Origin of the sequence: Kitasatospora sp. NPDC088779 (genome assembly GCF_040685395.1) — a bacterium.
Classification (GTDB): domain Bacteria; phylum Actinomycetota; class Actinomycetes; order Streptomycetales; family Streptomycetaceae; genus Kitasatospora.
This window is the reverse complement of sequence record NZ_JBFBHW010000001.1, coordinates 283,641-306,840: the sequence shown is the minus strand read 5'-3', so window position 1 is coordinate 306,840 and position 23,200 is coordinate 283,641. Positions and strand designations below refer to the sequence as shown.

Annotated in this window: 22 protein-coding genes; 10 read left to right on the top strand and 12 right to left on the bottom strand. The window is 74.3% G+C overall.

Annotated features, from left to right (window positions below; translation table 11 throughout):
• The first annotated feature begins 4 nt into the window (after window positions 1-4).
• Complete coding sequence (locus tag AB0P03_RS01460; protein ID WP_363585942.1) at window positions 5-1,369, top strand: right-handed parallel beta-helix repeat-containing protein; 1,365 nt, start codon at window positions 5-7, stop codon at window positions 1,367-1,369.
• Window positions 1,370-1,411: 42 nt separating this feature from the next.
• Here the strand turns inward: AB0P03_RS01460 and AB0P03_RS01455 are convergent, their stop codons facing one another.
• Window positions 1,412-2,281: a hypothetical protein gene (locus AB0P03_RS01455; protein ID WP_363627520.1), complete on the bottom strand. Its 870-nt coding sequence runs from the start codon at window positions 2,279-2,281 to the stop codon at window positions 1,412-1,414.
• A 29-nt stretch (window positions 2,282-2,310) separates the two neighbouring features.
• Entirely contained in the window at window positions 2,311-4,869 is a 2,559-nt protein-coding gene (locus AB0P03_RS01450; protein WP_363627519.1) for an SdrD B-like domain-containing protein, read from the bottom strand.
• Between the two features lie 49 nt (window positions 4,870-4,918).
• Here AB0P03_RS01450 and AB0P03_RS01445 point away from each other — a divergent pair, with 49 nt between their 5' ends.
• Window positions 4,919-5,143, top strand: a complete 225-nt coding sequence (locus AB0P03_RS01445) for a hypothetical protein (RefSeq protein WP_363618385.1) — start codon at window positions 4,919-4,921, stop codon at window positions 5,141-5,143.
• A gap of 386 nt (window positions 5,144-5,529) precedes the next feature.
• A complete protein-coding gene (locus AB0P03_RS01440) occupies window positions 5,530-5,904 on the top strand; it encodes a helix-turn-helix transcriptional regulator (RefSeq protein WP_363585965.1) in 375 nt (124 codons plus the stop codon).
• A gap of 36 nt (window positions 5,905-5,940) precedes the next feature.
• On the opposite strand, the gene AB0P03_RS01435 is transcribed toward AB0P03_RS01440, so the two are convergent.
• Window positions 5,941-6,120: a hypothetical protein gene (locus AB0P03_RS01435; protein ID WP_363585939.1), complete on the bottom strand. Its 180-nt coding sequence runs from the start codon at window positions 6,118-6,120 to the stop codon at window positions 5,941-5,943.
• A gap of 39 nt (window positions 6,121-6,159) precedes the next feature.
• A complete protein-coding gene (locus AB0P03_RS01430; RefSeq protein WP_363585938.1) occupies window positions 6,160-6,453 on the bottom strand; it encodes a helix-turn-helix transcriptional regulator in 294 nt (97 codons plus the stop codon).
• Between the two features lie 217 nt (window positions 6,454-6,670).
• Here AB0P03_RS01430 and AB0P03_RS01425 point away from each other — a divergent pair, with 217 nt between their 5' ends.
• Window positions 6,671-7,498 carry an aldo/keto reductase gene (locus tag AB0P03_RS01425; RefSeq protein ID WP_363627518.1) on the top strand — a complete coding sequence of 276 codons (828 nt, stop codon included), beginning with the start codon at window positions 6,671-6,673 and terminating at the stop codon, window positions 7,496-7,498.
• 16 nt (window positions 7,499-7,514) lie between these two features.
• Here the strand turns inward: AB0P03_RS01425 and AB0P03_RS01420 are convergent, their stop codons facing one another.
• From AB0P03_RS01420 to AB0P03_RS01400, 5 genes are all read right to left on the bottom strand, one after another.
• Window positions 7,515-8,447 carry an NAD-dependent epimerase/dehydratase family protein gene (locus AB0P03_RS01420; protein ID WP_363627517.1) on the bottom strand — a complete coding sequence of 311 codons (933 nt, stop codon included), beginning with the start codon at window positions 8,445-8,447 and terminating at the stop codon, window positions 7,515-7,517.
• Window positions 8,448-8,462: 15 nt separating this feature from the next.
• Complete coding sequence (locus tag AB0P03_RS01415; RefSeq protein WP_363627516.1) at window positions 8,463-9,812, bottom strand: nucleotide sugar dehydrogenase; 1,350 nt, start codon at window positions 9,810-9,812, stop codon at window positions 8,463-8,465.
• An 87-nt stretch (window positions 9,813-9,899) separates the two neighbouring features.
• Window positions 9,900-11,321, bottom strand: coding sequence for a N,N-dimethylformamidase beta subunit family domain-containing protein (locus AB0P03_RS01410; protein ID WP_363627515.1), 1,422 nt, complete (start codon window positions 11,319-11,321; stop codon window positions 9,900-9,902).
• A gap of 43 nt (window positions 11,322-11,364) precedes the next feature.
• A complete protein-coding gene (locus AB0P03_RS01405; protein ID WP_363627514.1) occupies window positions 11,365-12,525 on the bottom strand; it encodes a glycosyltransferase family 4 protein in 1,161 nt (386 codons plus the stop codon).
• Between the two features lie 6 nt (window positions 12,526-12,531).
• Window positions 12,532-12,876 (bottom strand): ferredoxin, encoded by a 345-nt coding sequence (locus AB0P03_RS01400; RefSeq protein ID WP_363627513.1) that lies wholly within the window; start codon window positions 12,874-12,876, stop codon window positions 12,532-12,534.
• An 867-nt stretch (window positions 12,877-13,743) separates the two neighbouring features.
• On the opposite strand from AB0P03_RS01400, the gene AB0P03_RS01395 reads away from it, so the two are divergent.
• From AB0P03_RS01395 to AB0P03_RS01380, 4 genes are all read left to right on the top strand, one after another.
• Window positions 13,744-14,688: an HEXXH motif-containing putative peptide modification protein gene (locus AB0P03_RS01395; RefSeq protein WP_363627512.1), complete on the top strand. Its 945-nt coding sequence runs from the start codon at window positions 13,744-13,746 to the stop codon at window positions 14,686-14,688.
• Window positions 14,685-15,854, top strand: coding sequence for a YcaO-like family protein (locus AB0P03_RS01390; RefSeq protein WP_363627511.1), 1,170 nt, complete (start codon window positions 14,685-14,687; stop codon window positions 15,852-15,854). The genes AB0P03_RS01395 and AB0P03_RS01390 overlap by 4 nt, the downstream gene beginning before the upstream one ends.
• A 61-nt stretch (window positions 15,855-15,915) precedes the next feature.
• The gene (locus AB0P03_RS01385) at window positions 15,916-16,674 is read left to right on the top strand and encodes a class I SAM-dependent methyltransferase (RefSeq protein WP_363585929.1); all 759 of its coding nucleotides are present in this window, start codon (window positions 15,916-15,918) and stop codon (window positions 16,672-16,674) included.
• A 21-nt stretch (window positions 16,675-16,695) separates the two neighbouring features.
• Window positions 16,696-17,883 (top strand): cytochrome P450, encoded by a 1,188-nt coding sequence (locus tag AB0P03_RS01380; RefSeq protein ID WP_363585928.1) that lies wholly within the window; start codon window positions 16,696-16,698, stop codon window positions 17,881-17,883.
• A 70-nt stretch (window positions 17,884-17,953) separates the two neighbouring features.
• On the opposite strand, the gene AB0P03_RS01375 is transcribed toward AB0P03_RS01380, so the two are convergent.
• A complete protein-coding gene (locus AB0P03_RS01375) occupies window positions 17,954-18,832 on the bottom strand; it encodes a LysR substrate-binding domain-containing protein (RefSeq protein WP_363585927.1) in 879 nt (292 codons plus the stop codon).
• A gap of 124 nt (window positions 18,833-18,956) precedes the next feature.
• Here AB0P03_RS01375 and AB0P03_RS01370 point away from each other — a divergent pair, with 124 nt between their 5' ends.
• On the top strand, window positions 18,957-20,009 hold the full coding sequence (locus AB0P03_RS01370; RefSeq protein ID WP_363627510.1) for a bile acid:sodium symporter family protein: 1,053 nt from the start codon (window positions 18,957-18,959) through the stop codon (window positions 20,007-20,009).
• A 324-nt stretch (window positions 20,010-20,333) separates the two neighbouring features.
• Complete coding sequence (locus AB0P03_RS01365) at window positions 20,334-20,918, top strand: hypothetical protein (protein WP_363627509.1); 585 nt, start codon at window positions 20,334-20,336, stop codon at window positions 20,916-20,918.
• 169 nt (window positions 20,919-21,087) lie between these two features.
• Here AB0P03_RS01365 and AB0P03_RS01360 read toward each other — a convergent pair whose 3' ends face one another.
• Complete coding sequence (locus AB0P03_RS01360) at window positions 21,088-22,548, bottom strand: DUF2079 domain-containing protein (RefSeq protein WP_363627508.1); 1,461 nt, start codon at window positions 22,546-22,548, stop codon at window positions 21,088-21,090.
• A gap of 150 nt (window positions 22,549-22,698) precedes the next feature.
• On the bottom strand, window positions 22,699-23,148 hold the full coding sequence (locus AB0P03_RS01355; RefSeq protein WP_363585923.1) for a hypothetical protein: 450 nt from the start codon (window positions 23,146-23,148) through the stop codon (window positions 22,699-22,701).
• Between the last annotated feature and the right edge of the window lie 52 nt (window positions 23,149-23,200).

Here is a 23,200-nt window from a genome sequence, read left to right as displayed (position 1 = left end):
TCTCATGCAAATCCCGATGATGCGTCAACTCACCCACCGACCCTCACCTGCACGTGCGACGAGACCGCTGCGACGGCTGTCTGCGGCGCTGCTCGCCGCCACCCTGGCGCTGGCTGGCTGCGCGGCATCGGGCTCCTCCTCCGACGAGGCGCGCCATCCGGCCGGTACGGTCGTCCAGGTCCCGGAGGACTTCCCGACCGTGCAGCAGGCCGTGGACGTCGCGCGCGAGGGCGACACGGTGCTGGTCCACCCGGGCGTGTACCCGGAGAGCGTCCGGATCACCAAGCCGCGCATCGTCCTGCGCGGGACGGACCGCAACGGCGTCGTCCTCGACGGCGGGGTGCGGCTCGTCAACGGCATCACCGTCACCGGCGCCGGCTCGGTGGTGGAGAACCTCACCGTGCACGGCTACCTCGCCAACGGCGTCCTGTTCACCGGCGTCACCGACGAGCACCTGCAACGGCACGGCGCCGGCGGCTCCGCGTACGACCCGCTCGACACCAACCGCTTCCCGCCCGTCCAGGGCTTCCGGGCCTCCCGGGTGACGGCGTACGACAACGGCCTGTACGGCATCTACGCCTTCGACGCGCGCGGCGGCGTGATCGAGGACTCCTACGCCTCCGGGCAGGCCGACTCCGGGATCTACGTCGGCCAGTGCAAGCCCTGCGACACCCTCGTGCACGGCAACACCGTGGAGCGCAACGCGGTCGGCATCGAGCTGACCAACGCCTCCGACGGGCTCAGCATCCTCGGCAACCGGGTGGTCGGCAACCGGGTCGGCGTGACGGTGAACTCCAACGACCTGGAATCCCTCGCCCCGCAGCACGGCGCGGTGATCGCCGGGAACGTGATCGCCGACAACAACGCCGCCGACACCCCGGAGCAGGCGGACGGCGGCTTCGGCATCGGCCTCGGGATCGGCGGCGGCACCGCGAACCAGGTGCTGCGCAACCTCGTCCAGGGGAACCGCGCCGCCGGGGTCATCGTCACCGACCCGCCCGGGCACCCGGCGAGCGGCAACCGCGTCGAGGGCAACCGCGCCACGGGCAACGGCGTCGACCTCGTGCTGGCCTCCACCGACCCCGGCAACTGCTTCACCGGCAACACGCCCGACACCCAGAGCCCGGAGCAGTTGGAGGGCCTGGCGGCGTGCGGGGCGCAGGGCCGCGGCCCGCTCCCCGGCGGCCGGCCCGCCACCGTCATGGCGCCGCCCGGCGTGCCGTTCCACCAGGTGCGGGCCCCGGACGCGCAGCCCTCCCTGCCCGACCCGTCGGCGCCGGGCCGGCCGGCGACGGACCTTCCGGGGCCCGTCGACCCGGACCGCTACGCCCTGCCCACGGACACCGCCGCCGTGCCGCAACCCCGGTGAGCCCGGGCCCCGGTGAGCCGCAGCCCCGGCGGCCCCGGGGCCTCACCCGGCGGCCCACGGCGCCTCCGGCATCCGCACGCCGTCCTGCCGACCGGTGAGGTCGACGGTCGTCGGGGTGCCCAGGCCGGACATCCGCATGGTGACCCGGCGCAGCGCGCCGGCGCCGTCGACCCAGTAGGTCAGCGGCGACGGCCCGCCGTCCGGGGCGGCGCCCTGGGCGCGCGGGCCCGAGAAGCGGTCGTAGTCGCGGCCGTCGATGCGGTCCCGGCCGAGCAGGCGCGCCCCGGACTGGGCGAGCAGCAGCGGGTTGTCCGGCCGGTCCGCGCCAAGGCGGACCAGCAGGCCGAGCCCGGCGTCCAGCGGGTCCGCCGTGTAGGAGCGCGGCGACCAGCCGGAGCGGGGGACGTGCTCGGCCTGCTCCCAGGCGGGGCCGGAGCCGGCCGGCTCCGGGGCCAGCCCGAGGCCGTCGCCGTCCCAGATGATCAGGCCGTGGTCGAGCTGACCCGAGGCCCCGGAGACCTGGTAGCGGCCCACCCCCCGGCGGGTGCGGTAGTCCACCACCCCCTCCACCCGGATCTGCACGCCGCCGCCCTCCGCCGCGGTGAGCACCACCGCCGCCGGGCTGGCCTGGTACAGCGTCAGCCGGGACAGCGCCAGCCGGGACGCCTCGTCCATGGTCACCGCCCGTTCCTCCGGTTCGCCCCAGGCCGTCACCCCGAGGACCGTGGCCCCGGCGACCACCACCGCGCCGACCACCCCGACGAGCAGGCGCAACCGCGCCCTCTTCCCGATCTTCCTGCGGGCCATCTGGCAGCCCTCCTCCTTGTCATCACCGTCGTGCTCGTCGTCGCCGTCATGCTTGTCGTCACCGTCGTGCGAACGAGCGGCGGGCGGGCCCGTGGCATGAATCACGCCACGGGCCCGCCCCTCCTCACCGCTTCCTACTGGTGCCGCGCCCTGCGCTTACGGGCGACGAGGACCAGCGCACCACCGGACGCCACCAGCACCGCGCCGCCGACGATCCCCAGCGGCACCAGGGCACTGGCGCCGGTGCTGGGCAGCTGTCCCCCGGGCGGGGGCAGCGGGTTCGCCGTCGACGGGCTCGGCGACTCCGTCGGCCCCGGCGGCGTGGTCCGCTCCGGCGTGGTCGGCGAACTCGACGGGCTCGGCGGGCTCGACGAGTTGGTCGGCGTCGGGGTCGGCGTCGGAGTGGGCAGCAGCCGGTTGACCGCCGTCACCGAGACACCGTCCGCGAGGTTGTCGGAGGTCAGCGCCAGCGGGCCGAACACGGTGGTGTCCGGAGCCGCGTAGCCGTCGGGCGGGCTGAGCTCCTGCCAGTAGTACGTCCCCGGCACCCCGGCGCCCTGGCAGAGGCCGTCGGCGCCGGTCGTGCAGGGGCCGCCCACCGCCGTGTCGGGCTTGTCACCGCCGGTCTGCAACCCGTCGGTGCCGTTGGTGTCGTGCCACAGCTGGAACTTCGCCCCCGCCAGCGGCTTGCCGTCCTGGTCGTGCTTGACCAGGCGCAGCGCGCCCTCCTGCTGCCGGAACCCGAAGTCGAAGGTGTGGTCGTTCTCGCCCGGCCCGCCGGTGGTCAGCGCCCGCTCGGGGAACTTCGTACCGGGCGGCACCAGGCCCTTGGAATCGATGAAGTGGTTGTCGCCGACGTCCGCGTCGGTGGGCACCCACTGGTAGAGCGGCCCGCCCTTGGCGTAGTCCGCCGGGTTGTCGAGCCGGATCGTGTACTTGGTCCTCGGCTTGAGGCCGCCGGTGACGTTCGAGTCGTCGAAGTAGTACTCGCCGCGCTTCGTCGTCTTCGTCGTGCCGACCAGCTTGCCCGACTCGTCGTAGAGGTGGACGGTCGCGCCCTCGACGGGGCGCTGGCCCGGGTTCTGGATGCCCTTGCGCTCGGGGTCGTACCAGACCCGGTTGCCGATCTGCAGCGGCGCCTGGTCGCAGAGCACCTCCAGGTCGCCCATCGAGGCGCCCTTGCCGAACGGCGCGATCGTCCCGGCCGGGTTGAGCCGGAAACCGAACTGCGGGTCCTGCTGGCCGTTCGCCCGCTGGAGGAACGACGTGCCGTACCCGAGAGCGGTGTGGTTGGGGTCGAAGGCGGAGACCGCGACGGTGCTCTCGACCTTGGACAGCGCCATGCCGGCGAACGCCGTGTTGCGGTGGCCTCCCCAGGTCGTGTCGAAGAACCGGGTGCCCCGGGGGGCGAGCCCGCACCCGTTGTTGGTGTCCATCACGTACGTGCCGTTCGCCCGGCAGGCCTTGTTCAGGTCCCCGCCGGACATGACGACGGCGACGAAGCCCGGCACCGGGGCGCCCGGCGCGCGGTCGCTGAAGCGGTCGCGGAAGGCCAGCAGCATCGAGCCGTCGGTCTCGAACGTGATCTCGCCCAACTCGGGCTCGGGCTTGGCGATGGTGGCGCTGCCGCACGGGCGGCCGTTCTGCGTGGTCGGGTAGGTGCTCGTCCACGGGAACCAGCCCGCACCGTCGCACGGGCCCGAACCGACGGTGGACTGGCGCGGGTAGTCCAGCGGCTGGTCCAGCACCGGCTTGCCGAACACGCCGGTGGCGAGGTCGAAGGGCAGGACCACCGCGCGCAGGTCGGTGAGCTTGCCGGTGGACTCGCCGGAGCACACTCCGCCGAGGTAGCCGGTGCCGTCCTGGAGGCCGAGGCCGAACGGACGCCAGTCCCCCGCCGCCGGGCAGCCCGGGTCGGGGATCGGGTAGGAGGCCGTCGGGCTCCCGGCGGCCGGCAGGGTGGCGTTGTAGCGGTAGAGCCTGCGGTCGTTGAGGTTGACGACGAACAGGTCCTTGCCGTCGTCGGTGATCTTGATGCCGCCGAGGCTCTCCTTGCCCGGCGTGTCGAGGAAGGCGTCGTCGGTACCGCCGCCGTGGGCCGTCGAGCCCGCGTTCGGGACGGTGGTGAACAGCGTCGTCTTCTTCTGCGCGATGTCGGTGACGTAGACCGCCCCGGCACCGCCCGGGCCGTAGTCGGTGGTGCGCTTGGCCACCGCCGAGGAGAACAACCGCCGGTCGGCCTTGTTCCACGCGATGCCGTACAGCGTGCCGGTATCGGCGTTGGTGGCGAGGTTCGTGGCGGTCACGCCTTCGCCGTCCTGGCCACGCGCGCTGTACGGGAAGGAGACCAGCGTGCGCTGGGCCCCGCCCTCGCGGTCCATCGGCTGGCAGGTCGTGACCAGCGGGGCGTTCTTCTGGCAGTAGTCACCGGGGTTCCAGAGCCCGGTGGTGTACGCCGCGTTCTTGCCGCCCGAGAGGTCGACGAACTCCTCGTTGCTGCTCAGCTGGGTCGGCGCGCCGTCCAGCCCCTGCCGCGAGGCGAACGCCGGGAACAGCACCCCGGGCTTCGGATTCACCACCTGCACCCGGTACTTGCCCCCGGACGGCTTGGCCGTCGCCGGGGCCAGCGTGACCGTCCCATCGGCCGCCGTCACCCCCTCGATCGCGACCCCGGCGTCATCCGTGAGCGTCACTTTCACGCCCGCGAGCCCTGGCTCCAGGGCCGGTGTCCACACTCCACTGGTGTCCACCGCCCGGATCACCCGGACGGTCACCGTCCCGTCGCCGGGTTGTGGAAAAGCCGCCGGCGCCGTCACCAGCGCTGCGGCGGACAGTCCCACCGTCAGCGCCGCGACCTGCGCGGCGCACCTCGTTCGCTTCCTCGTTCGTCCCAATGTCCCGCTCTCATCATCGACGGGTTATCACACCCGGGCCGATCAGGAGTTCATCAGCAGACCGGCAATCTAATATATCCGCAAGGGAATTGACGAAAGTTCATGTGCACGCGCGACAAGAGCGGCACACCCACTCCACCACCAGTTCGAATCTGGACCCGTTCGTCCGATACCGGCCGCCCTGCTCGAAAACAGCGCCTTTGACCGGAATTCGTCCGGACAAGGCGGTGGGGTACGGAGGCGGGGCGCGGGGACAGCACAGGGCAGGGCAGGGCGCAGGAACGGGGGTGCGGGAGCGGGGGCGCGGGAGCGGACGGGGCGGGGAGGCGGCCCGGGGCGGCGGCCGGCGCACGCCTCCGCGCGACCCTGTCGGACCGGGCGGGTAGCGTGGCAGACGTGCCCCAGGTGTCCCGACTCCCCCTACCCGACCTCGCCCGGCTGCGGCGGGCCCGCGACCGGATGGACCGCGACTACGCCCAGCCACTGGACGTGCCGGCGCTGGCGCACACCGCACTGATGTCGCCGGGCCACTTCTCCCGCAGCTTCCGCGCCGCCTTCGGCGAGACCCCGTACGGCTACCTCATGACCCGCCGGATCGAGCGGGCCAAGGCACTGCTGCGGCGCGGCGACCTGAGCGTGACGGAGGTCTGCATGGCGGTCGGCTGCACCTCGCTGGGCTCGTTCAGCTCGCGGTTCACCCAGCTGGTCGGCGAGACCCCCAGCGCGTACCGGGCCCGGGACCACGACCACGCCGCCGCCCTCCCGGCCTGCGTCGCCAAGGTCCACACCCGGCCGACCAGGACCGGGGAGACGGGCGACCCCACCGGCCCGTAGCGCGGCTCCGGCCGGGCTCGGCAGTGGCCCCGGCCCCTACCGCCGGCCCTGCTCGGGCCGGTCGTCCGCGTCCGGGTCCGGGGGCAGGCCCACCTCCTCGCGGTCCTCCTCGGTGCGCTCGTCGAGCTCCTCCTCGTCGGGCCGCCGGGGCAGACCGCGCCCGTGCCCGGTGTCCGGGTCGCCTTCGACGTCCTTGTTGGACTTGTGGTGCGACATGGCGCCTCCTCGCCCCCGATTCCGCCGGTACCTTCCCACTCAAACGCGCGCCCCGGGCCCCCGCAAGCCGGGGCCGCGATCACGGGGCGCCGCGCCCGGCCCCTCGGGGAACGCCGTCGACTCGAACGCCGCCGACTCGAACTGCGCCCGCTGGTCGGCGTCCAGCCGCAGCACGTCCACGAGCAGCCGCACCGTCTCCCGCCGGGGCCGCAGCGCCCCGCCCCGTTCCAGGTTGCGCACCGCGCGAACACTCAGCGTGGCGAGATCGGCCAGTTGCTGCTGGGTCAGGCCCCGGTGCTTCCGGTGTCCGTGCAGCATGTCGCCAAATCGCATCTTTCCCGACCTTTCCCTGTCCGCGTCAGCCGGCTGCTCTAGCCTTCGTAACGCGACCGGGGAACCGTCGGGTTCAGCGGCGAACCCGCGCGCGCTTCGGGCGGCACAACGAATCTGACCGTCCGTCACCACCTGGGCGGTCTTCCTCGGAGCGGCCTGCGGCGACACACTCGAAGGGCAAGCCGCCGCCGTACCCCGGAACGGAAAGGCCCGCCCCGTGCAACGCCTCGTCCTCAACAACGGCTCCGCCGTCCCGCGCGTCGGCCTCGGTGTCTGGCCGCTGACCGACGACCAGGCCTACACGGCCGTCACCCACGCGCTGGAGGCCGGCTACCGCCGCATCGACACCGCCCGGGTCTACCGCAACGAGGAGGGCGTCGGCCGGGCCGTCCGCGACGTCGGCATCCCCCGGCCGGAGGTCTTCCTCACCACCAAGCTGGGGAACGCCGACCAGGGCTACGACCGCACCCTCCGCGCGTTCGACGCGAGCGTGCGCAGCCTGGGCACCGACTACGTGGACCTCTACCTGATCCACTGGCCCCTCCCCCGGCAGGCCCGGTACGTCGAGTCGTACCGGGCCCTGGAGCTGCTGCACGCCGAGGGGCGCGCCAGGGCGGTCGGCGTCTCCAACTTCACCGCCGCGACGCTCGGACGGCTGCTGGCGGAGACCGGCGTCGTCCCGGCCGTCAACCAGATCGAGCTGCACCCCTACCTCCCCCAGGAGCGGATGCGCACGCTCGCCGCCGAGCACTCCATCGCCACCGAGGCGTGGAGCCCGCTCGCCCAGGGCGGCCGGCTGCTCGCCGAGCCCGCCCTCGCCCGGATCGCCGACCGGTACGGGAAGACGCCGGCCCAGGTGGTCATCCGCTGGCACCTCCAGCTCGGCAACCTGGTGATCCCCCGCTCCGCGACCCCGGCCCGGATCAGGGAGAACATCGGCGTCTTCGACTTCGCCCTGGGCCCGGAGGACCTGTCCGCCATCGCCGCCCTCGCCGACGGGGGCCGGATCGGCCCCGACCCGGACACCTTCGACCACCGGGGCTGACCAGGGGCACGGGGCCTCAGGCCCTGCCGCGGAACCACCGGACGGTCTGTTCCAGGCCCTCGCGCAGGGTGGTCGGCTCGACCTCGGGGAACAGGGTGCGCAGCCGGGTGTTGTCCGCCTGGGAGTGCCGGACGTCTCCGGGGCGGGCCGCGGTGTGCTGCGGGTGCAGGGTCGTCCCGGTGGCGAGTTCGAGTTCGGCGATCAGGTCCAGCAGGGAGGTGCGGGTGCCGTAGGCGAGGTTCACCGGTTCGGGGTCGGCGACGGTGCGCAGCGCTGCCCGGGCGAGGATGCGGCAGACGGTGGCGACGTACGTGAAGTCGCGGGTCTGGCCGCCGTCGCCGTGCACCACCAGGGGCCGGCCGGTGGTCGCGGCGCTGATCCAGGCCGGCACCACGGCGGCGTAGGCGTGCCCGGCGGGCTGCCGGGGCCCGTAGACGTTGAAGAAGCGGAACGGGAGGACCGGCAGGCCGTAGGAGTGGTGGTAGGCGCTCAGGTACGCCTCGCCCGCGAGTTTGCTCGCGGCGTACGGGCTCATCGGGGCCGGGAGCAGGCCTTCGTGTTTGGGCAGGCGCGGGTTCGCGCCGTAGACGGAGGACGAGGAGGCGGCGATCACCTGCACGCCGCCCGCCCGTCGGGCGGCTTCCAGGACGGACAGCGTGCCGGTGGCGTTGGCGTGGTGGCTGGCGACGGGGTCGTTCACCGACCGGGGTACCGACGGGAGCGCCGCCAGGTGCACGATCGCGTCGATGCCGTGGAACGCGCGGTCCAGGAGGGCGGCGTCCAGGACGCTGCCTTCGAGGAAGTGGACGGCGAGTGGGGCGAGGTTGTCCTTGGAGCCGGTGGACAGGTCGTCCACGATCCGGACTTCGGACACCTGCGAGCACTCGGCCAGGGTGTGGGCGAGGTTGCTGCCGATGAATCCGGCGCCGCCGGTGATCGCGATCTTCATGCCGGTCCCTCCCTGTCAGAGGATGTCGATGTTGTCGCCGCTGAGGCGTCGGCGGCAGTCCAGGACGTACGTGGAGCAGGCGGCGATGGTGTCGTAGTCGAACGCGTCGTGGTCCGTGAGCAGCACCACCGAGTCGGCGGCGGCGAGTTCACCGGGGGTGGCGGCCACCATCCGTACGCCGTCGAGCGCGTCGGCGGGTGCGGGCAGCGGGTGGACGACGTGCGGGTCCGCCGCGTGCACCTGCGCGCCCATCGCGAGGAGCAGTTCGGCGACGCGGGCGGAGGGGGTCTCGCGCGCGTCGCTGGTGTTGGCCTTGTAGGAGAGGCCGAGCAGCAGGACCCGGGAGCCTTCGACGGTCTTGCCGCGCCGGGCGAGGGCGTCGACGAGTCGGCGCACGACGTAGTCGGGCATGTGGCTGTTGACGTCGTTGGCGAGTTCGACGAACCGGAAGGTGCGGCCGGCCGTGCGCTCCGCCCACCAGGACAGGTACGACGGGTCGATCGGCAGGCAGTGCCCGCCCACGCCCGGGCCGGGGACGAAGCGCAGGTAGCCGTACGGCTTGGTGCTGGCGGCGTCGATCGCCTCCCACACGTCGACACCCAACTCGTGGGCGAACATGGCGAGTTCGTTCACCAGGGCGATGTTGACGTGGCGGAAGGTGTTCTCCAGGAGCTTGGTCAGCTCGGCGGTGCGGCAGGTGGTGACCGGTACGACGGCGTCGACGATCGAACCGTAGAACGCCTGGACGCGCTCCAGGGACGTCCGGTTCACCCCGGAGACCACCTTGGGCGTGTTCTCCAGGCGCCAGCGCGGGTTCCCCGGGTCGATCCGCTCGGGGCTGTAGCCCAGGTGGAAGTCCCGGCCGGCCACCAGCCCGGACACCTCCTCCAGGATCGGCCCGACCAGTTCCTCGGTCGTGCCCGGGTAGGTGGTCGACTCCAGGACGACCATCGCGCCCGGCCGGAGCAGCACGCCCAGCGTGCGGGCCGACTCGGCGACGTGCGAGAGGTCCGGCAGTCCCTCGCGCAGCGGGGTGGGGACGGTGATCACCGCGATGTCGAAGCCGCCGCAGTCCGCCGGGTCGGTGCTGGCGCGGTAGGCCCCGGAGGCGAGCAGCGGAGCCAGGCGCGCGGAGGGGACGTCCAGGACGTACGACTCTCCCGCGCGCAGCTGCCCGACCCGTTGCTTGTCCACGTCGAAGCCGACGACGCGGTGGCCGGCCTGCGCCGCGCGGACCGCCAGGGGCAGTCCCACGTAGCCCTGGCCGACGACGACCACCCGGCTGGGAGGCGTCGACGGGACGGACGGTGCGCGAGCGCTCAGGCGGTGCGCCGCGGCGTCGCCGGTGTCCTGCCGTGCGGGCATACACGTTCCCCTCCGGGCGAAACCGCCCCAGTTGTATCGGCATGCGCAAGACCACTGCCCGGCGGGGCGGCGGGTGCCGTCCGGGCCTCAGGACAGCAGGGTGACGACGTTGCGGGTGATGGCGCGCACCTGCGGGTCGAGGGGCAGGAGGCGGGCCCAGTCGGTGGTGGCGGCGGTGAACACCGTGCCGCCCCTGGTGTACAGGCCGAAGGTCGCGGCCCGGCCCGGGTCCGGGTCCTCGCGGGCGGCGAACTGCCAGCCGGCGGCCGGGTCCGTGGGCAGGTCGGCGACCCCCAGGATGGTGAAGCCAGCGGGCGTGCCGTCCGCTCCGGTCGCCACCGCCCGGTGGGCGGCGTCGCGGCGGTGGGCGGCGCCGTCGCACTCGTAGCCCACCAGGGCGTGTCCGGCGCCGAGGACGTCGCCGTCCCGCAGTCCGGTGCCCGCGAAGACCGGGTGGTCGGTGTGCTGGACGGTGAAGCCCAGCGGCGCCCGGCGGCCCGCCCAGTGGCCGCCGCCGCTGCGGTAGCTGACGCCCGTCAGCGCGTTCTCCGGGTCCGACTCCCACCAGTGGCCGGGGGAACCGCGCAGTCGGTCGACGTCGACGTCCCGGACGCCGGGCGGGTACTTGGCGCAGCGCAGGGCGGCGCCGTCGCCGCTCACCGTCACCCGCCACCAGCAGGTGTTCGCCCCGAACAGCGCGAAGTTGCCGCCCCGGTCGCGGAAGGCGGTGACGTTGCGGCGGACGTCCTCGCTCCAGTACTCGTCGTGGCCGGCGGAGATCAACAGCCGGTAGCCGTCGGTGAGTCGGGGTGACTCGTGCAGGTCGAGGTCGGTGCAGTAGTCGGCCTCGAAGCCGGCGGCCTCGAACCAGGCGATGAACGGGGCGTCCCAGTGCGCGAAGGTCTGCCGGGGGGTGCGCGGGTCGTGGGCGTCCGGGTGGCCCTTGACCGGGCCGCCGATGCCGCCGCCCGGGCGGCGCAGGCTGACGGTCCTGGTGCCGGCGCGCAGCGCGGCCTCGTCGTGGTGGAGGGGGCCGTACAGGCATCCGCCGCCACTTCGGTTGTAGGCGTGGTAGGTGAAGACCGGCACCTTGTAGAGGATGCGCGACGTCCGGGCGGGTTCCCGGGGCCGCACCACGAACAGGATCCGGGAGCGGCGCGCGTCCAGGGCCTCGGCGCCGGGCGGCGCCGGGTCCGCGGGCGCGGTCGTCGCGGGGCTCAGCACGGCGATGTACACCCCGGAGGGCCAGTCCGCGGGAATGGTGACGTCGTGGCCGGGCCAGCGCCAGTCCTGGTCGTGCCGCCCGGGCGGCGCGTACCGCCCCGGCCCCTGGACGGAGCCCAGGTGGCGGATGCGGGCGCCGCAGCGGAAGAAGTCGGCCCGGAACCGGGCCGCGCGGGTCGACACGTGCAGCCGCAGGGTGTCCCCGGCCCGCACGCTCGGCCGGGCCGGGTATCCGTCGACGGCCGGTCCGGCGGCGGACGCGGCCTCGCGCTGCGCTTGGGGCATGCGGTTCTCCAACCGGGGAGGGCGGCACCTTCTTGACTGATTGTCAGAATCCGTTCGCCGCATGCTTGTTCGGCGATGATTCACCCCGCGGCCCCGGGAGGCCCGCGAGCACCCGGTCGGCCCGGCGCCGCCAGGTGTACCGGTCCAGGAGCTGCCGCCGGGCCTCGTCGCCGAGGGCGCGACGCAGGGCCCCGTTGGCGACCAGTCCGGCCAGGGCGTCGGCCCAGGCGTCCGGCTCGTCCGGCGGGCGCAGCAGGCAGTTGACGCCGTCCTGGAGGACCTCCCGCAGGACGGGGAGGTCGGAGGCGATGATCGGGCGGCCGTGGGACATGTACTCGAACAGTTTCATCGGCGAGGCCCAGCGCCCGGTCTCGCCGAGCCTGCCCCAGGTGTAGACCTTCCGCTGGTACGGGGCGAGGACGACGTCGAAGGAGGGGTAGTAGGAGGGGAGTTCGGCCGGCGGGCGGTGCCCGTGGAAGAACACGTTGGGCAGCCCGCAGGATCCCTCCCAGCGGGCCCGGTCCTCGGCGGCGCCGCCGATCAGGTGGAAGTCCAGACCGGGGAGCCGGTCGGCGAGTTCGAGGATCAGGTCGATCCCGCGTCCGTCGTAGAGGTGGCCGACGTAGCCGATCCGCGGCACGTCCGGGCGGCCCGGCAGCGTCGGTGCGGCCGCGGTCGGCGGGGCGGGCGGGTCGGCGCAGTCGGGGGCGACGAGGATCGGCAGCGGCCCCAGGGCGGCGTGGGCCTCCTGGAAGTCGCGGGCGAGCGCGTGGGTGATCGCGACGACCCGGGCGAGCCGCTGGTGGCCGAGGAGTCGGTGCTCCGTCCCGGGCGGGGACACGTCCCGGCGGATCTGGTGCACCTCGTAGACGAAGGGCGCGAGGTCCGCCGCGGCGGCGAGGCCGTACGGGTCGCGCCCGTAGACGAGGTCGGGAGCGGTGTCACCGGCCAGCAGGTCCCGGACCCGTTCGGCGCGCCGCCAGTAGCCGGCCGGGGTGTCCTCGGGGATGGGCACGGCGCGGATGGGGAAGCGGTGACGGACGCCGTAGTAGGCGTACGCGTCGTCGGCCGGGTACGAGCCGGGCGCGGTGTAGAGGGTGACGTCGTGCCCGGCGGCGGTGAACGCGTCGCACATCCGCATCACCTGGACGCCGTTGGCGAAGAACGAAGGGATGGTGCCGCCGTGCAGGTAGGCGATGCGCACTCCGGTCTACTCCTCGATCGGTGGGGGCACCGGCAACCGGTGCGGGTCGGCGGCGGGCCGGCGGGGCGGGGCGGGCTCCGGTGGGCCCGGCGGCGTCTCCTCCCGGTCGGCCGCGGGCGGCCCGGCGTCCGGGAAGAGGGTCAGGCCGCTGCTCCGCTGGACGACCGAGATGGCCTCCATCGGGCAGGTGAACGCCGCGTCCAGCACCCGTTCGTCGGGGGCGATCTCGCCGGCGGTCGGCCGTGATCGCCGGGTGTCGTCGATCGTGAAGCGCCCGGGAGCGGTGCTCGTGCACACCCCCGAACCGATGCACCGACGGCCGTCGACCTCGATCCGCCAGTCGCCTCCCATGGGCTCCCCCCTCCGTCCTGCGTTCCCGCTCCGCCTCCGGGAGGCGAAGGGCCGTGTCCACCCGAGCACGCGCGACGCCGTGTGCGGGCGCACCCGGCGCTTTCGCCCCGACCGACGTTTCCACCCCCTTCGAACCCACCCGCCACAATTCACCGCACACGAACTGACGCGCATTCAATTGCCCATCGGAGATGCGCGATTTGCTGGTGGTGCCCCGGTGGTACGGGGGGTCGCCGACCTCAAATTACCTACCCTTCCGGCCGAGCGGAAGGCCGCGTCATCCGGCCGTCTTCGCCCGCGTCCGGCCCGACCGACCTGGCCGGAACAGGGTGGAAGGCGCCACCGCCCGTGGTCGCCGCCGAGGCGAAACCACCACCGTCCGGATGATGCGCCCCGGGCCGATCACCGCGGGGCGAAATCCGCGAAAACCGCAGACGACCGAGTGCGGGCCCCTTCTCCGGAAATTCCGCGCCCGCCCGGTATTTCACTCCGATCCCCGTGCGGAATCCCGTTCCCGCGGTTCGGGCGGCAAGCCCGGATTCCGGACTCCTCCACGTAGGCCGGTACACCCGCCGTGTCCCGCCGCTCACCCTTGGCGGCGCCGAGCCCCCTCCCGGACGATGACACCGCCGGTGACTCCTGCCGAGAACGGTGGGGCCGGTGAGGTGAAGGGAGTCCTCGATGAACGAGGAGATCGAGCAGGTCGTGGAAGAAGACCTCCCCGAACTCGCGCTGATGGTCGACGTCCCCTCGCGCGACTAGGGACCTGCGCGCCGTGCGGCGGGCCTTCGCGGCCCGCCGCACGTCCTTTGTCCGGGAGGCAGGTGCCAGTCCAGGAGCAGGGACCAGGAGCTGGGAAGGGAGAGCATGGACGTCGAACCGGACGCCCACGAGGCCGTCGAGGACCGGGCGCGGCTGCTGGAACGACTGCGCGCGGTGCTCGACCGGGCGGAGCTGCCGTCACCGCCGGGCGACGGACTGCGTCATCCGGCGGCCGTCGACGCCGTCCACACCGTGCAACAGGCACTGCGGTCCGGTCCGCTGTCCCCGGAGCTGCGGCGGGCGCTGGCGGCCCGGCTCGACCACGTGCCGCCGCCCGTCTTCGGCCCGGCCGAACCGCAGGACCACCTGGGCCGCAGTGTGGCCCGCGCGCTGCGGTCCATCCCGGCCCGCGCCGGCGCGGACGGCGCGCCGGTCACCGCCGACGTCGTCCGGTGGCGCGGGTCCGAGCGGGAGGCGCTGGCCCAGTCCCTCGGCCTGCTGGCACGGGTCTGGCCCGAGGCCGCGGCCGAGGTGCGGGAGTCGGTCACCGAGGTCGCGCTGCTGACGGGCGACGCCATCGACGGGTACACCGACTTCACCGTGCACGGTGCCGTCCTCGTCCACCGCTCGCGGCTGACGGCGAGCGCCGCCGGGCTGCCCGGTCCGGTGCGGTTCGCCGAGGCGCTGGTGCACGAGGGCGCGCACACCAGGTGCAACGCCGCCGCCCTCGCAGAACCGTTCCTGCTGCCCGACCGGCCCGCCGACCCGGACGCGCCGGGCCGGCACACCGACCTGCTGGTCGCCACTCCGCTGCGGGCCGACCCCCGGCCGCTGACCGGACTCTTCCAGCAGACCGTGGTCCTGGCGCGCAGCGTGCTGCTCTACCGGCGCCTCACCGGTCTGGGCCCGGCCGTCGACGCCCGGCACCAGGACCTGCTGGCCTCCGCGCACCAGGCCGTGACCACCCTGACCGCCCACACCGAGACCCTCACCGCGCACGGCCGGCGGGTGCTCGCCCAGTGCGCCACCGTCCTCGGGGGGCCCGCGTGACGGCGTGGACACCCCAGGTGTTCACCCCCTACCCCGACCAGCCGGAGCTGCTGTTCGCCCGGGTCGCCGCCCGGTCGCCCGCGTTCGAGGGCACGAGCGCCGCGGACGGCGCGCCGGTGCTGGTGGGCAGCGCCGCCGGGCACGACCGGGACCAGGTCGCCACCGGAGCCCGCGGAGAACTCCTGGAACGCCTCGGAAACGTGCTGGCCGGGCGCGAGGCCGAGACGGCCGCCGAGGTCGTCACCACCCACCGGGAGCTGCGCCGGCAGGGCGTACCCGCGCTGGCCCCGCCGGTGCGGCCCGACGCCCGCCGGCTGTGGGTGCGCGGTCGCACCGTCCGGGGCGCGGAGGTGCTCGTCCCGGCGGGCTCGGCCTTCCTGCAGCACCGCCCCCCGGCCGGCTGCGACGCCGCGCCCGCCGCCGGCTCCACCGGCATCGCCGCGCACCCCGACCCCGCCGCGGCGGCGCGGCACGCGGCCTGGGAGGTGCTCGAACGCGACCTGGTGCGCCGCAGCTGGTACGGGCTCTCCGACCGGCCGCCGAGCCTGCTCCCTGCCGTCCCGCCACCGCCGCTGGCCGCGTTCCTGCGGGCCGGCGAGCTGGTGGCGACCGCGTTCACCGTTCCCGCCCCCGCCGGAACCGCCTGCGCCGTCGTGTGCGTGCACCGGGCCGACGGCACCGGCCAGGCGTTCGGGGCCCGCTGCGGGCCGGCGGACACGATCGGGGCCCTGGTCGAGAAGGCGGCCTACGAGGCTGTGATGGTGCGCTGGAGCATGCGGACGCAGGTCGCGCGCCGCACCTGGGAGCGGTGGCACGGCGCCACTCCCCCCGCCACCGCCGTCCAGCACGCGCTCTGGACGTTCCACCGCCAGGACAGCCTGCGCCTGTGGGGTGTGCGTCCGCCCCCGGCCGGTCGGCCCGGCAGCGCCGGGCGCACCGGCCCGCAGCACGCCCTCGCCCGGCACACCGACCCGCAGCACGGCCTCGCCCGGCACACCGACCCGCTGCTCGTCCTCGCCGGGCACACCGGCCAGGACGTGGTCCTCGTCGAGACCACCGCGAAACCCGCCCGCGACGCCGGGGTCCGGGTGGTTCGCGTGATCGCCCCCGGCACCCTCCCGCTGCCCTCCGGCCCCGGCCCCGGCCGCCCGCACCCCTTCGGTTAGGAGCCCCGTGAACCCCGCCCCTTCGGACCCCGCCCCCGTGAACCCCGCGCCCTTGAACCCCGTGCCCTTGAAACCCGCCCGTTCGGGCCCGCCCCCTTCGGACCCCGGGCCCGGCTACGCCACCGAGTTCGCGGAGACGTACGACCGCTGGTTCGCGAAGCCCGGCGTGAGCGGGGCGACGGTCGACGCGCTCACCGCCCTCGCCGGCGCCGGGCCCGTCCTCGAACTCGGCATCGGAACCGGCCGGTTGGCCCTGCCGCTGAAGGCGCGCGGGATCGACGTGCACGGAGTCGACGGCTCCGAGGGCATGGTCCGGCGGCTGCGGGCCAAACCCGGGGGCGCCGACATCCCCGTGACGATCGGCGACTTCGCCGAGGTGCCGGTCGCCGGGAGCTACACCCTGGTCTTCCTCGGCGGCGGCACGTTCTTCGAACTGCCCGACCAGGCCACCCAGGCACGCTGCTTCGCCAACGCGGCGGCGCACCTCGCCCCCGGCGGCCTCCTCGTCCTCGACGCCCACGTGCCCGAAGCCCTCGCGGCGGCCACCGGCCCCGAGGTCGTCGCGGAGGGCGACGACCACCTGGTGCTCTGCCACCGCCGGCTCGACCCGTCGACCCAGCGCTACCGCTCGCACTACGTCATCCAGGAGGACGGCCGCACCCGGCACCTGCACGTCGAGTTCCGCTACGCGGGCCACGGCGAGCTCGACCTGATGGCGGGCCGGGCCGGGCTTCGACTCAAGGAACGCTGGGGCGACTGGGCGGGAGCGCCCTTCACCCGCGACAGCGCCTACCACGTCTCCGTCTACGAACGCCCCTGACCGCCACCGATGGAGAGCCGCGTGAGCCGGACCGAACACATCGAGCCCTTCCCCTTCCCGCACCGGGACGGGCTCGAACCGCTCCCCGAATTCGCCCGGCTGCGCCGCGAGGAACCCGTCGTCCGGGTCCGGTTGCCCAGCGGCGACACCGCGTGGCTGGTGACCCGGCACGCCGACGTCCGCCGCGTCCTGGCCGACCCCCGCTTCAGCCGCGCCCGCGCGACCCGGGGAACGGGCCCCCGGATCAACCGCACGACCACGCTGCCCGACTCGATCCTGGCCGCCGACCCGCCCGACCACTCCCGGCTGCGCCGGCTGGTCTCGCCCGCGCTCAACGCCCGCCGGGCGGAGGCGATGCGACGCGGCATCGCCGTCCTGACCGGCGACCTGCTGACGGCCCTGGCACCGCGCCCGCGCCCCGCTGACCTCGTCGCGCACTTCACCCGGCCGCTGCCCCTGACCGTCATCTGCGACCTGCTGGGGACACCCCGCGTGGACGGCGACCGGCTCGACGCCTGGGACGACGCGGTGCGCAGCGTCACCGCCCTGACGGACGCCGAGGTGATGGCGGCCGTGGAGGAGATGACCGGCTACCTCACCGGGCTCGTCGCCGCCAAACGGGCCCACCCCGCCGACGACATGCTGAGCGCCCTCATCGCGGCCCGCGACGACGGCGACCGGCTGAGCGAGGGCGAACTGATCTCGTTCTGCATCGTCCTGCTCACCGGCGGCTACGGCACCACCTCGGACCGCCTCGCCGGTCTGGTCCACCTGCTGCTGGAACAGCCCGAACGCTACGAACTGCTGTGCCGCGAGCCCGCGTTGATCCCCGGTGCGGTCGAGGAGCTGCTGCGGTACGCGCAGGCCACCGTGGGCGCCAACCTGCGGGTGAGCACCGAGGACGTGGTGCTGGGCGGGGTGACGGTCAAGGAGGGCGAGGCGGTGATCGCGCTCACCTCGTCGGCCAACCACGACGAACGCGTCCACCACCGGCCCGACCTGCTCGACCTCACCCGGGACACCCCGTCACACCTGGCCTTCGGGCACGGCGCCCACTTCTGCGTCGGCGCGCAACTCGCCCGGGTCCAGCTCCAGGAGGCCCTGTCCGGTCTCGTCGCCCGTTTCCCGACCCTCCACGCGGCCGGAGCCCCCGACTGGAAACGCGGCCAGATCACCCGGGCCCCGCGCACCCTGCCCGTGGGGTGGTGACACCCGCACCCCGGGCCGGCCCGCCCCCCGGGGGATCACGGCCGCAGGAACGCCCGGCCGTCACCCCCGGTCACGGCTCCGCCCGCTCCGGTGCGCGTTGCAGGCGGAACGCGTCCGCGAGGACCGCCTGGGCCAGCACCCGGGCCGGGCCGCGCGCCGTGGTGCGCCCCGTGGTGAGGGCGAACTCGATGGTACCGAGGCTGGGCAGGCCCGGCTGGTCGGGCAGCACCCGCAGGCCCGACGGGATCAGGCTGCGGGCGTGCGGCACCACCCCGAGGCCGGCCAGCGCGGCGGCCCGGACCCCGGAGAGGCTGGTGCTGGTGCAGGCGATCCGCCAGGGCCGCCCGTCGCGTTCGCAGACCTCCAGGGCGCGGACCCGGGTGAAGCTGGGCGGCGGGTAGACGATCAGCGGCAGCGGCTCCGCCGGGTCCGTCCGGAAGTCCTCCGCCGCGATCCACACCAGCTTGTCCTGCCGCACCAGTTGCCCCTGTGAGCCGCCGCCGGGCGGGCGCTTGCCGAGTACCAGGTCGAGCCGTCCGTCGGCCAGCTGCTCGTAGAGCACGGCGCTGAGGCCGACGGTGAGTTCGAGGTCGACCTGGGGGTTGCTCCGCCGGAAGCTCCGCAGGATCTGCGGCAGCTCGGTGTGGGCGAAGTCCTCCGAGGCGCCGAACCGCACCCGCCCGCGCACCTGCGTCCGCGCGAAGTAGCCGAGCGCCTGCTCGTGCGCCTCCAGGATAGTCCGGGCGAAGCCGAGCATGGCCTCGCCCTCGCCGGTGAGCTGCACGGAGTGGGTGTCGCGCAGGAAGAGCTGCCGGTCGGCGGCCGTCTCCAGCCGCCGCACGTGCTGGCTGACCGTCGACTGCCGCAGCCCCAGCCGCTGGGCGGCCCGGGTGAAACCGCCGGTCTGGGCCACCGCGAGGAAGGACCTCAACTGCACCGGATCGAACATCTAGCCATTCTATCCGCTGATATCACGGATCATGATAACAGTGAGTGCCGCCAGCGGGATTCACAATCACCCCGGCGGGCGGCAGGCTGGGGCCATCCCACCCGAACCGCCACCGCGGAGAACCATGCCTCGCCCGAACCACCCGCTCCGCTCCCACCTGCCCCGCCGCCCCGCCCGCCTCCGGGTCGACCCGTTCATCGCCGCCCTGCTGGGCACCGTGGCAGTGGCCGCCCTGCTCCCCGCCCGCGGCAGCGCCGCACCGGCCTTCTCGGACGCCGCCACCGGCGCGGTCGCCGTCCTGTTCTTCCTCTACGGCGCCCGGCTCTCCGCCCGCGAGGCCTGGGAGGGGCTCAGGCAGTGGCGGCTGCACGGCACCGTGCTCGCGGTCACCTTCGGCCTCTTCCCCCTGCTCGGGGTGGCCGCCCACCTGCTGGTGCCGGCGGTGCTGTCGCCGCAGCTCTACCAGGGCCTGCTGTTCCTGACCCTGCTGCCCTCCACCGTGCAGTCCTCGATCGCCTTCACCTCCATCGCCCGTGGCAACACGGCCGCGGCGGTCTGCAGCGCGACCTTCTCCAGCCTCTTCGGCATCGTCCTGACCCCGCTGCTCGCCGCCGTGCTCCTGCACACCAAGGGCGGCGTCTCGCCGGGCACCGTGCTGGAGATCGCCGAACAACTCCTGCTCCCCTTCGCCGCCGGCCAGGTGCTGCGCCGCTGGATCGCCGCCTGGATGGCCCGCCACCGCGCCGTCCTCGGCCTGGTCGACCGCGGCTCGATCCTGCTGGTCGTCTACAGCGCCTTCAGCGCCGCCGTGGTGGGCGGGGTGTGGGGTGCCCTCTCCCTGCCCCGACTGGCGGCACTGCTGGGGGTGGAGGCGGCGCTGCTGGGGCTGGTCCTGACCGCGACGCTGCTGGTCGGCCGCCGGCTCGGGTTCGGCCGGGGCGACCTGGTCGCGATCGTCTTCTGCGGCTCCAAGAAGAGCCTGGCCAGCGGTGTCCCGATGGCCACCGTCCTCTTCCCGGGCCCGGCGGCCGGGCTGATGGTGCTGCCGCTGATGCTCTTCCACCAGCTGCAACTGATGGTCTGCGCCGTCCTGGCCCGCCGCTGGGGCGCGCAGGCCGAGGGCGCCGGGGCCACGGCACAGCCGACGGCCGCGCCGGCCCTCGACCACGTGGCCTGACGGACGCCGCGCGCCCTCAGCGGCCGACGACGTCGACGGCCGTTGAACCACTTCACGGTGCCGAGGTCGACCAGGGCCCGGCGCCCCTCCGTCGACCGGCCGGCCGCCACCTTCCCGGTGTCCACCTTCCCGGTGTCCGCCCGCCCGGTGTCCGCCCACGCCGGAGGGCCGGACCGCGGCGCTGGACCATTCGAGGCGTATCGGCGGGATCCCCGGGATGGCGACGGCCGGAATTCCTCGCGCCGTGCCACCGTCCCCCTTCGGCCCACCCCGCTCCGAGTGCGAGGGCCTCACCCCCGGTCCGACGAAAGAAAGGGAATCCACGTGTCCGTACGCCGAAGCGCCGTCACCGTGTCCGCCGTTCTCGCCGCCGCCCTGTGCACCGCCGTGCCACCGGTCGCCGACGCCGCCCCGACGGCCGCCGCGGAAATCCTGAACTGCACCGTGAACGCCGCCGTCAACTTCAGCCCGCCGCTCTCGGCCGGCCCGGAGGCCACCACCGTGGCGATCGGCGGGACGGTGAGCGGCTGCCTCGACTCCCAGGGCGGCCCGACGGCCGTGACGGGCGGCACCGTCACCGCGACGCTCAAGTTCGGCACGCTCAGCTGCAACCCGCTGACGCCGCCGGCCATGGCGCCGGGTTCCACCGCGACCTTCACCTGGAACCTGAAGGACGGCACGCAGGCGAGCAGCACCATCACCGACATCGCCGTCGTCGACGTCGACGGGGCCGGGACCCTCACCGGCACCGTCACCGGCTCCTCCACCCGCCTGGCCGGGGAAAACCTGACCACCGTCCTCAACATCGACAGCGACCAGCCGATCCTGGACAACTGCGTCGACGTCCTGCTCGGAGTCGGCCAGCCCATCGCCCAGTCGACGCTGACCGCCGACGCCGCCTTCAGCTGACACCAGGCCGACCTGCCGTCCCTCCGCCCCTCCGTCCCGCTGACCTGTCGTCCCTCCGACGCGCGCAGGGCCACCCCGCAGGTGGCGGGCCCTGCGCGCGTCGGCGCAACCACCGCACTTTGGCGTCGAGTTGTCACCACGCCTCCCGTCGTCCGACCACCGCCCCGGGTCAGCCCGCAAGGTCGGTGAGCCGGTAGACCGTGATGCCGGCGGCGCTCGCGACGGGGCGGTAGCCGGCGGCGGGGAGGGCGCGGAGGGCTTCGGCCTCGTCGCGGGCGGAGAGGAGCCCGTCCCGCGGGTGGTCGGCTGCCACCACCCAGTCGGGCCGCGCGCCGGGGGCGCCCGGGTAGCGGGGGAAGAGGTAGACCCGGGTGCGGCCGGTGAGTTGGGCCGCGAAGCCGTTGGCGGCGGCCACCTCGGCGCCGTCCGGGATCCGGCGCAGCAGCGCGCTCACCGCGTCGACGGTCGCGTCGCGCTGCCAGGTGGCGGGGCGGGCCAGCTCCGCGAGGGGCTGCGAGGGCAGGGCGGCGGCCGTCACGGCGAGCCCGACGGCCACGGAACCGCGGACCGTCCACCGCCGCAGGCCGTGCCGGGCCCGGAACCGGAGCCGAAGCCGGGTCAGGGCGTCGACGAAGGCGAGGAAGACGATCGGCATCAGGACGGCGCCGTAGTGGAAGTCCGTCCCCCAGTAGGACGGGTTGGTGGACCAGAAGCGCCAGCCCAGCGTCGGCAGGGCGAGCAGGATCAGCGGGGAGCGCAGCGCCAGGAACGCGGTGGGGGCCAGAATCGTGACGACGGTGTGCCACTTCTCGCCGGGCAGGAGCAGCCTGGTCACGGGGTTGCCGGCCGGGCCGTCGACGCTGGAGAGGTAGGTGTAGGCGCCGTCCGGGTTGAGGGCCGGGATGACGACCAGCAGCACCAGGAGCAGGGTGGCGGCGGAGAGCGCGACGACGCCCGCGCCCAGTCGGCGGCGGCCGTGCCAGAACAGGTAGCAGCCGATGACGGCGACCGTCGCCGCGAGGTCCTCCTTGACCAGCAGCAGCGGCAGGGCGAAGCCGACCGCCGACCGCCACTGCCGGAGCATCAGCCGCTCCAGAGAGAACGTCAACAGTGGTACGGCAAAGGCGATTTCGTGGAAGTCGAAGCCGACGGCCTGTTGCAGGCCGACCGACAGCCCGTACGCCACCCCGATGCCCGCGCCCGCCCACCGGCCGACCGCCCGCACCGCGGCCCTGGTCACGGGGACGGCGGACACGGCGACCAGCGCCGCCTGGGCGACCAGCAGGGTGAGCGCGGAGGGGAAGACCCGGTAGAACGGTGCGAGGGTGGCCAGGATCGGGTGGAAGTGGTCCCCGAGCAGGTGGAAGCCCGGCCCCTTCAGCTCGGAGACCGGCGCGCGGCCCTCGGCGTAGGCGCGCACGGCCTGCTCGAAGATGCCCAGGTCGAAGCCGTTCGTCCGCAGGTGCAGGTGACGGGAGACGGACAGCGCGCTGTAGGCGGCGAACAGCACGGCGGCGAGCGCCCAGGACAGCAGGGCCGCACCCGCCCCCTCGGCGGCGGGCCGCCGCCGTTCGGGCACGGGCCGGGTCTCGGCCGTGGCGCGGGCTGCACGGATCGGGCTCAGGGGCAACGGGGGCTCACTTGCGACGAGGCGGACGGGGGAGTGACCCCAGAAGCCTCCGACCAACCCGCTGAAGATCCGCTGAAGAAGTCTGAGCACACCTTCAGGAACCGTGACGCCCCCGTGCCCGCGTACGCGGGTGCGCTCGCGTGCGCGCGGTCAGGACACCGGTGCGCGGGGGGCGAAGTCCGGCAGGCGTTCCAGGCTGTCGGCGACCGCCGCGAAGCCGTAGTCGATCATCCGCCGCTCGTACCCGGCGACGGCGGTCAGCCCGGCCAGCAGCAGCTGGCGCAGCACGTGCCGGTCGACGGCGGTTCCCCCGTCCACCGCGCCGAGCCGGCGCAGCTCGCGCAACTGCTGGTCGACCACGCGCCGCTCGCCCGCCATCGGGCCCGTGACGGCCTCCAGCAGGGGGTGCAGCCGCTGCGGCAGGCACTGGCGCAGCGCGGCGCGCCCGTGCTCGTTCAAGCCGATCCGGAAGCCCTGGTACCGGCTGTGCGCCCCCTCCTCCCGCTCAAGGACCCGCACCTCCACGCCGGCCCGGAGCAGCCCGTGCGCCAGGCAGAGCCCCCCGAGCCCGGCCTCGGCCACCAACACCTTCGTGCCCACTCCCCCGTCTGTCGCGTGCCCTGCGGTCACCGCCCGCGATCCGCCGCGATCC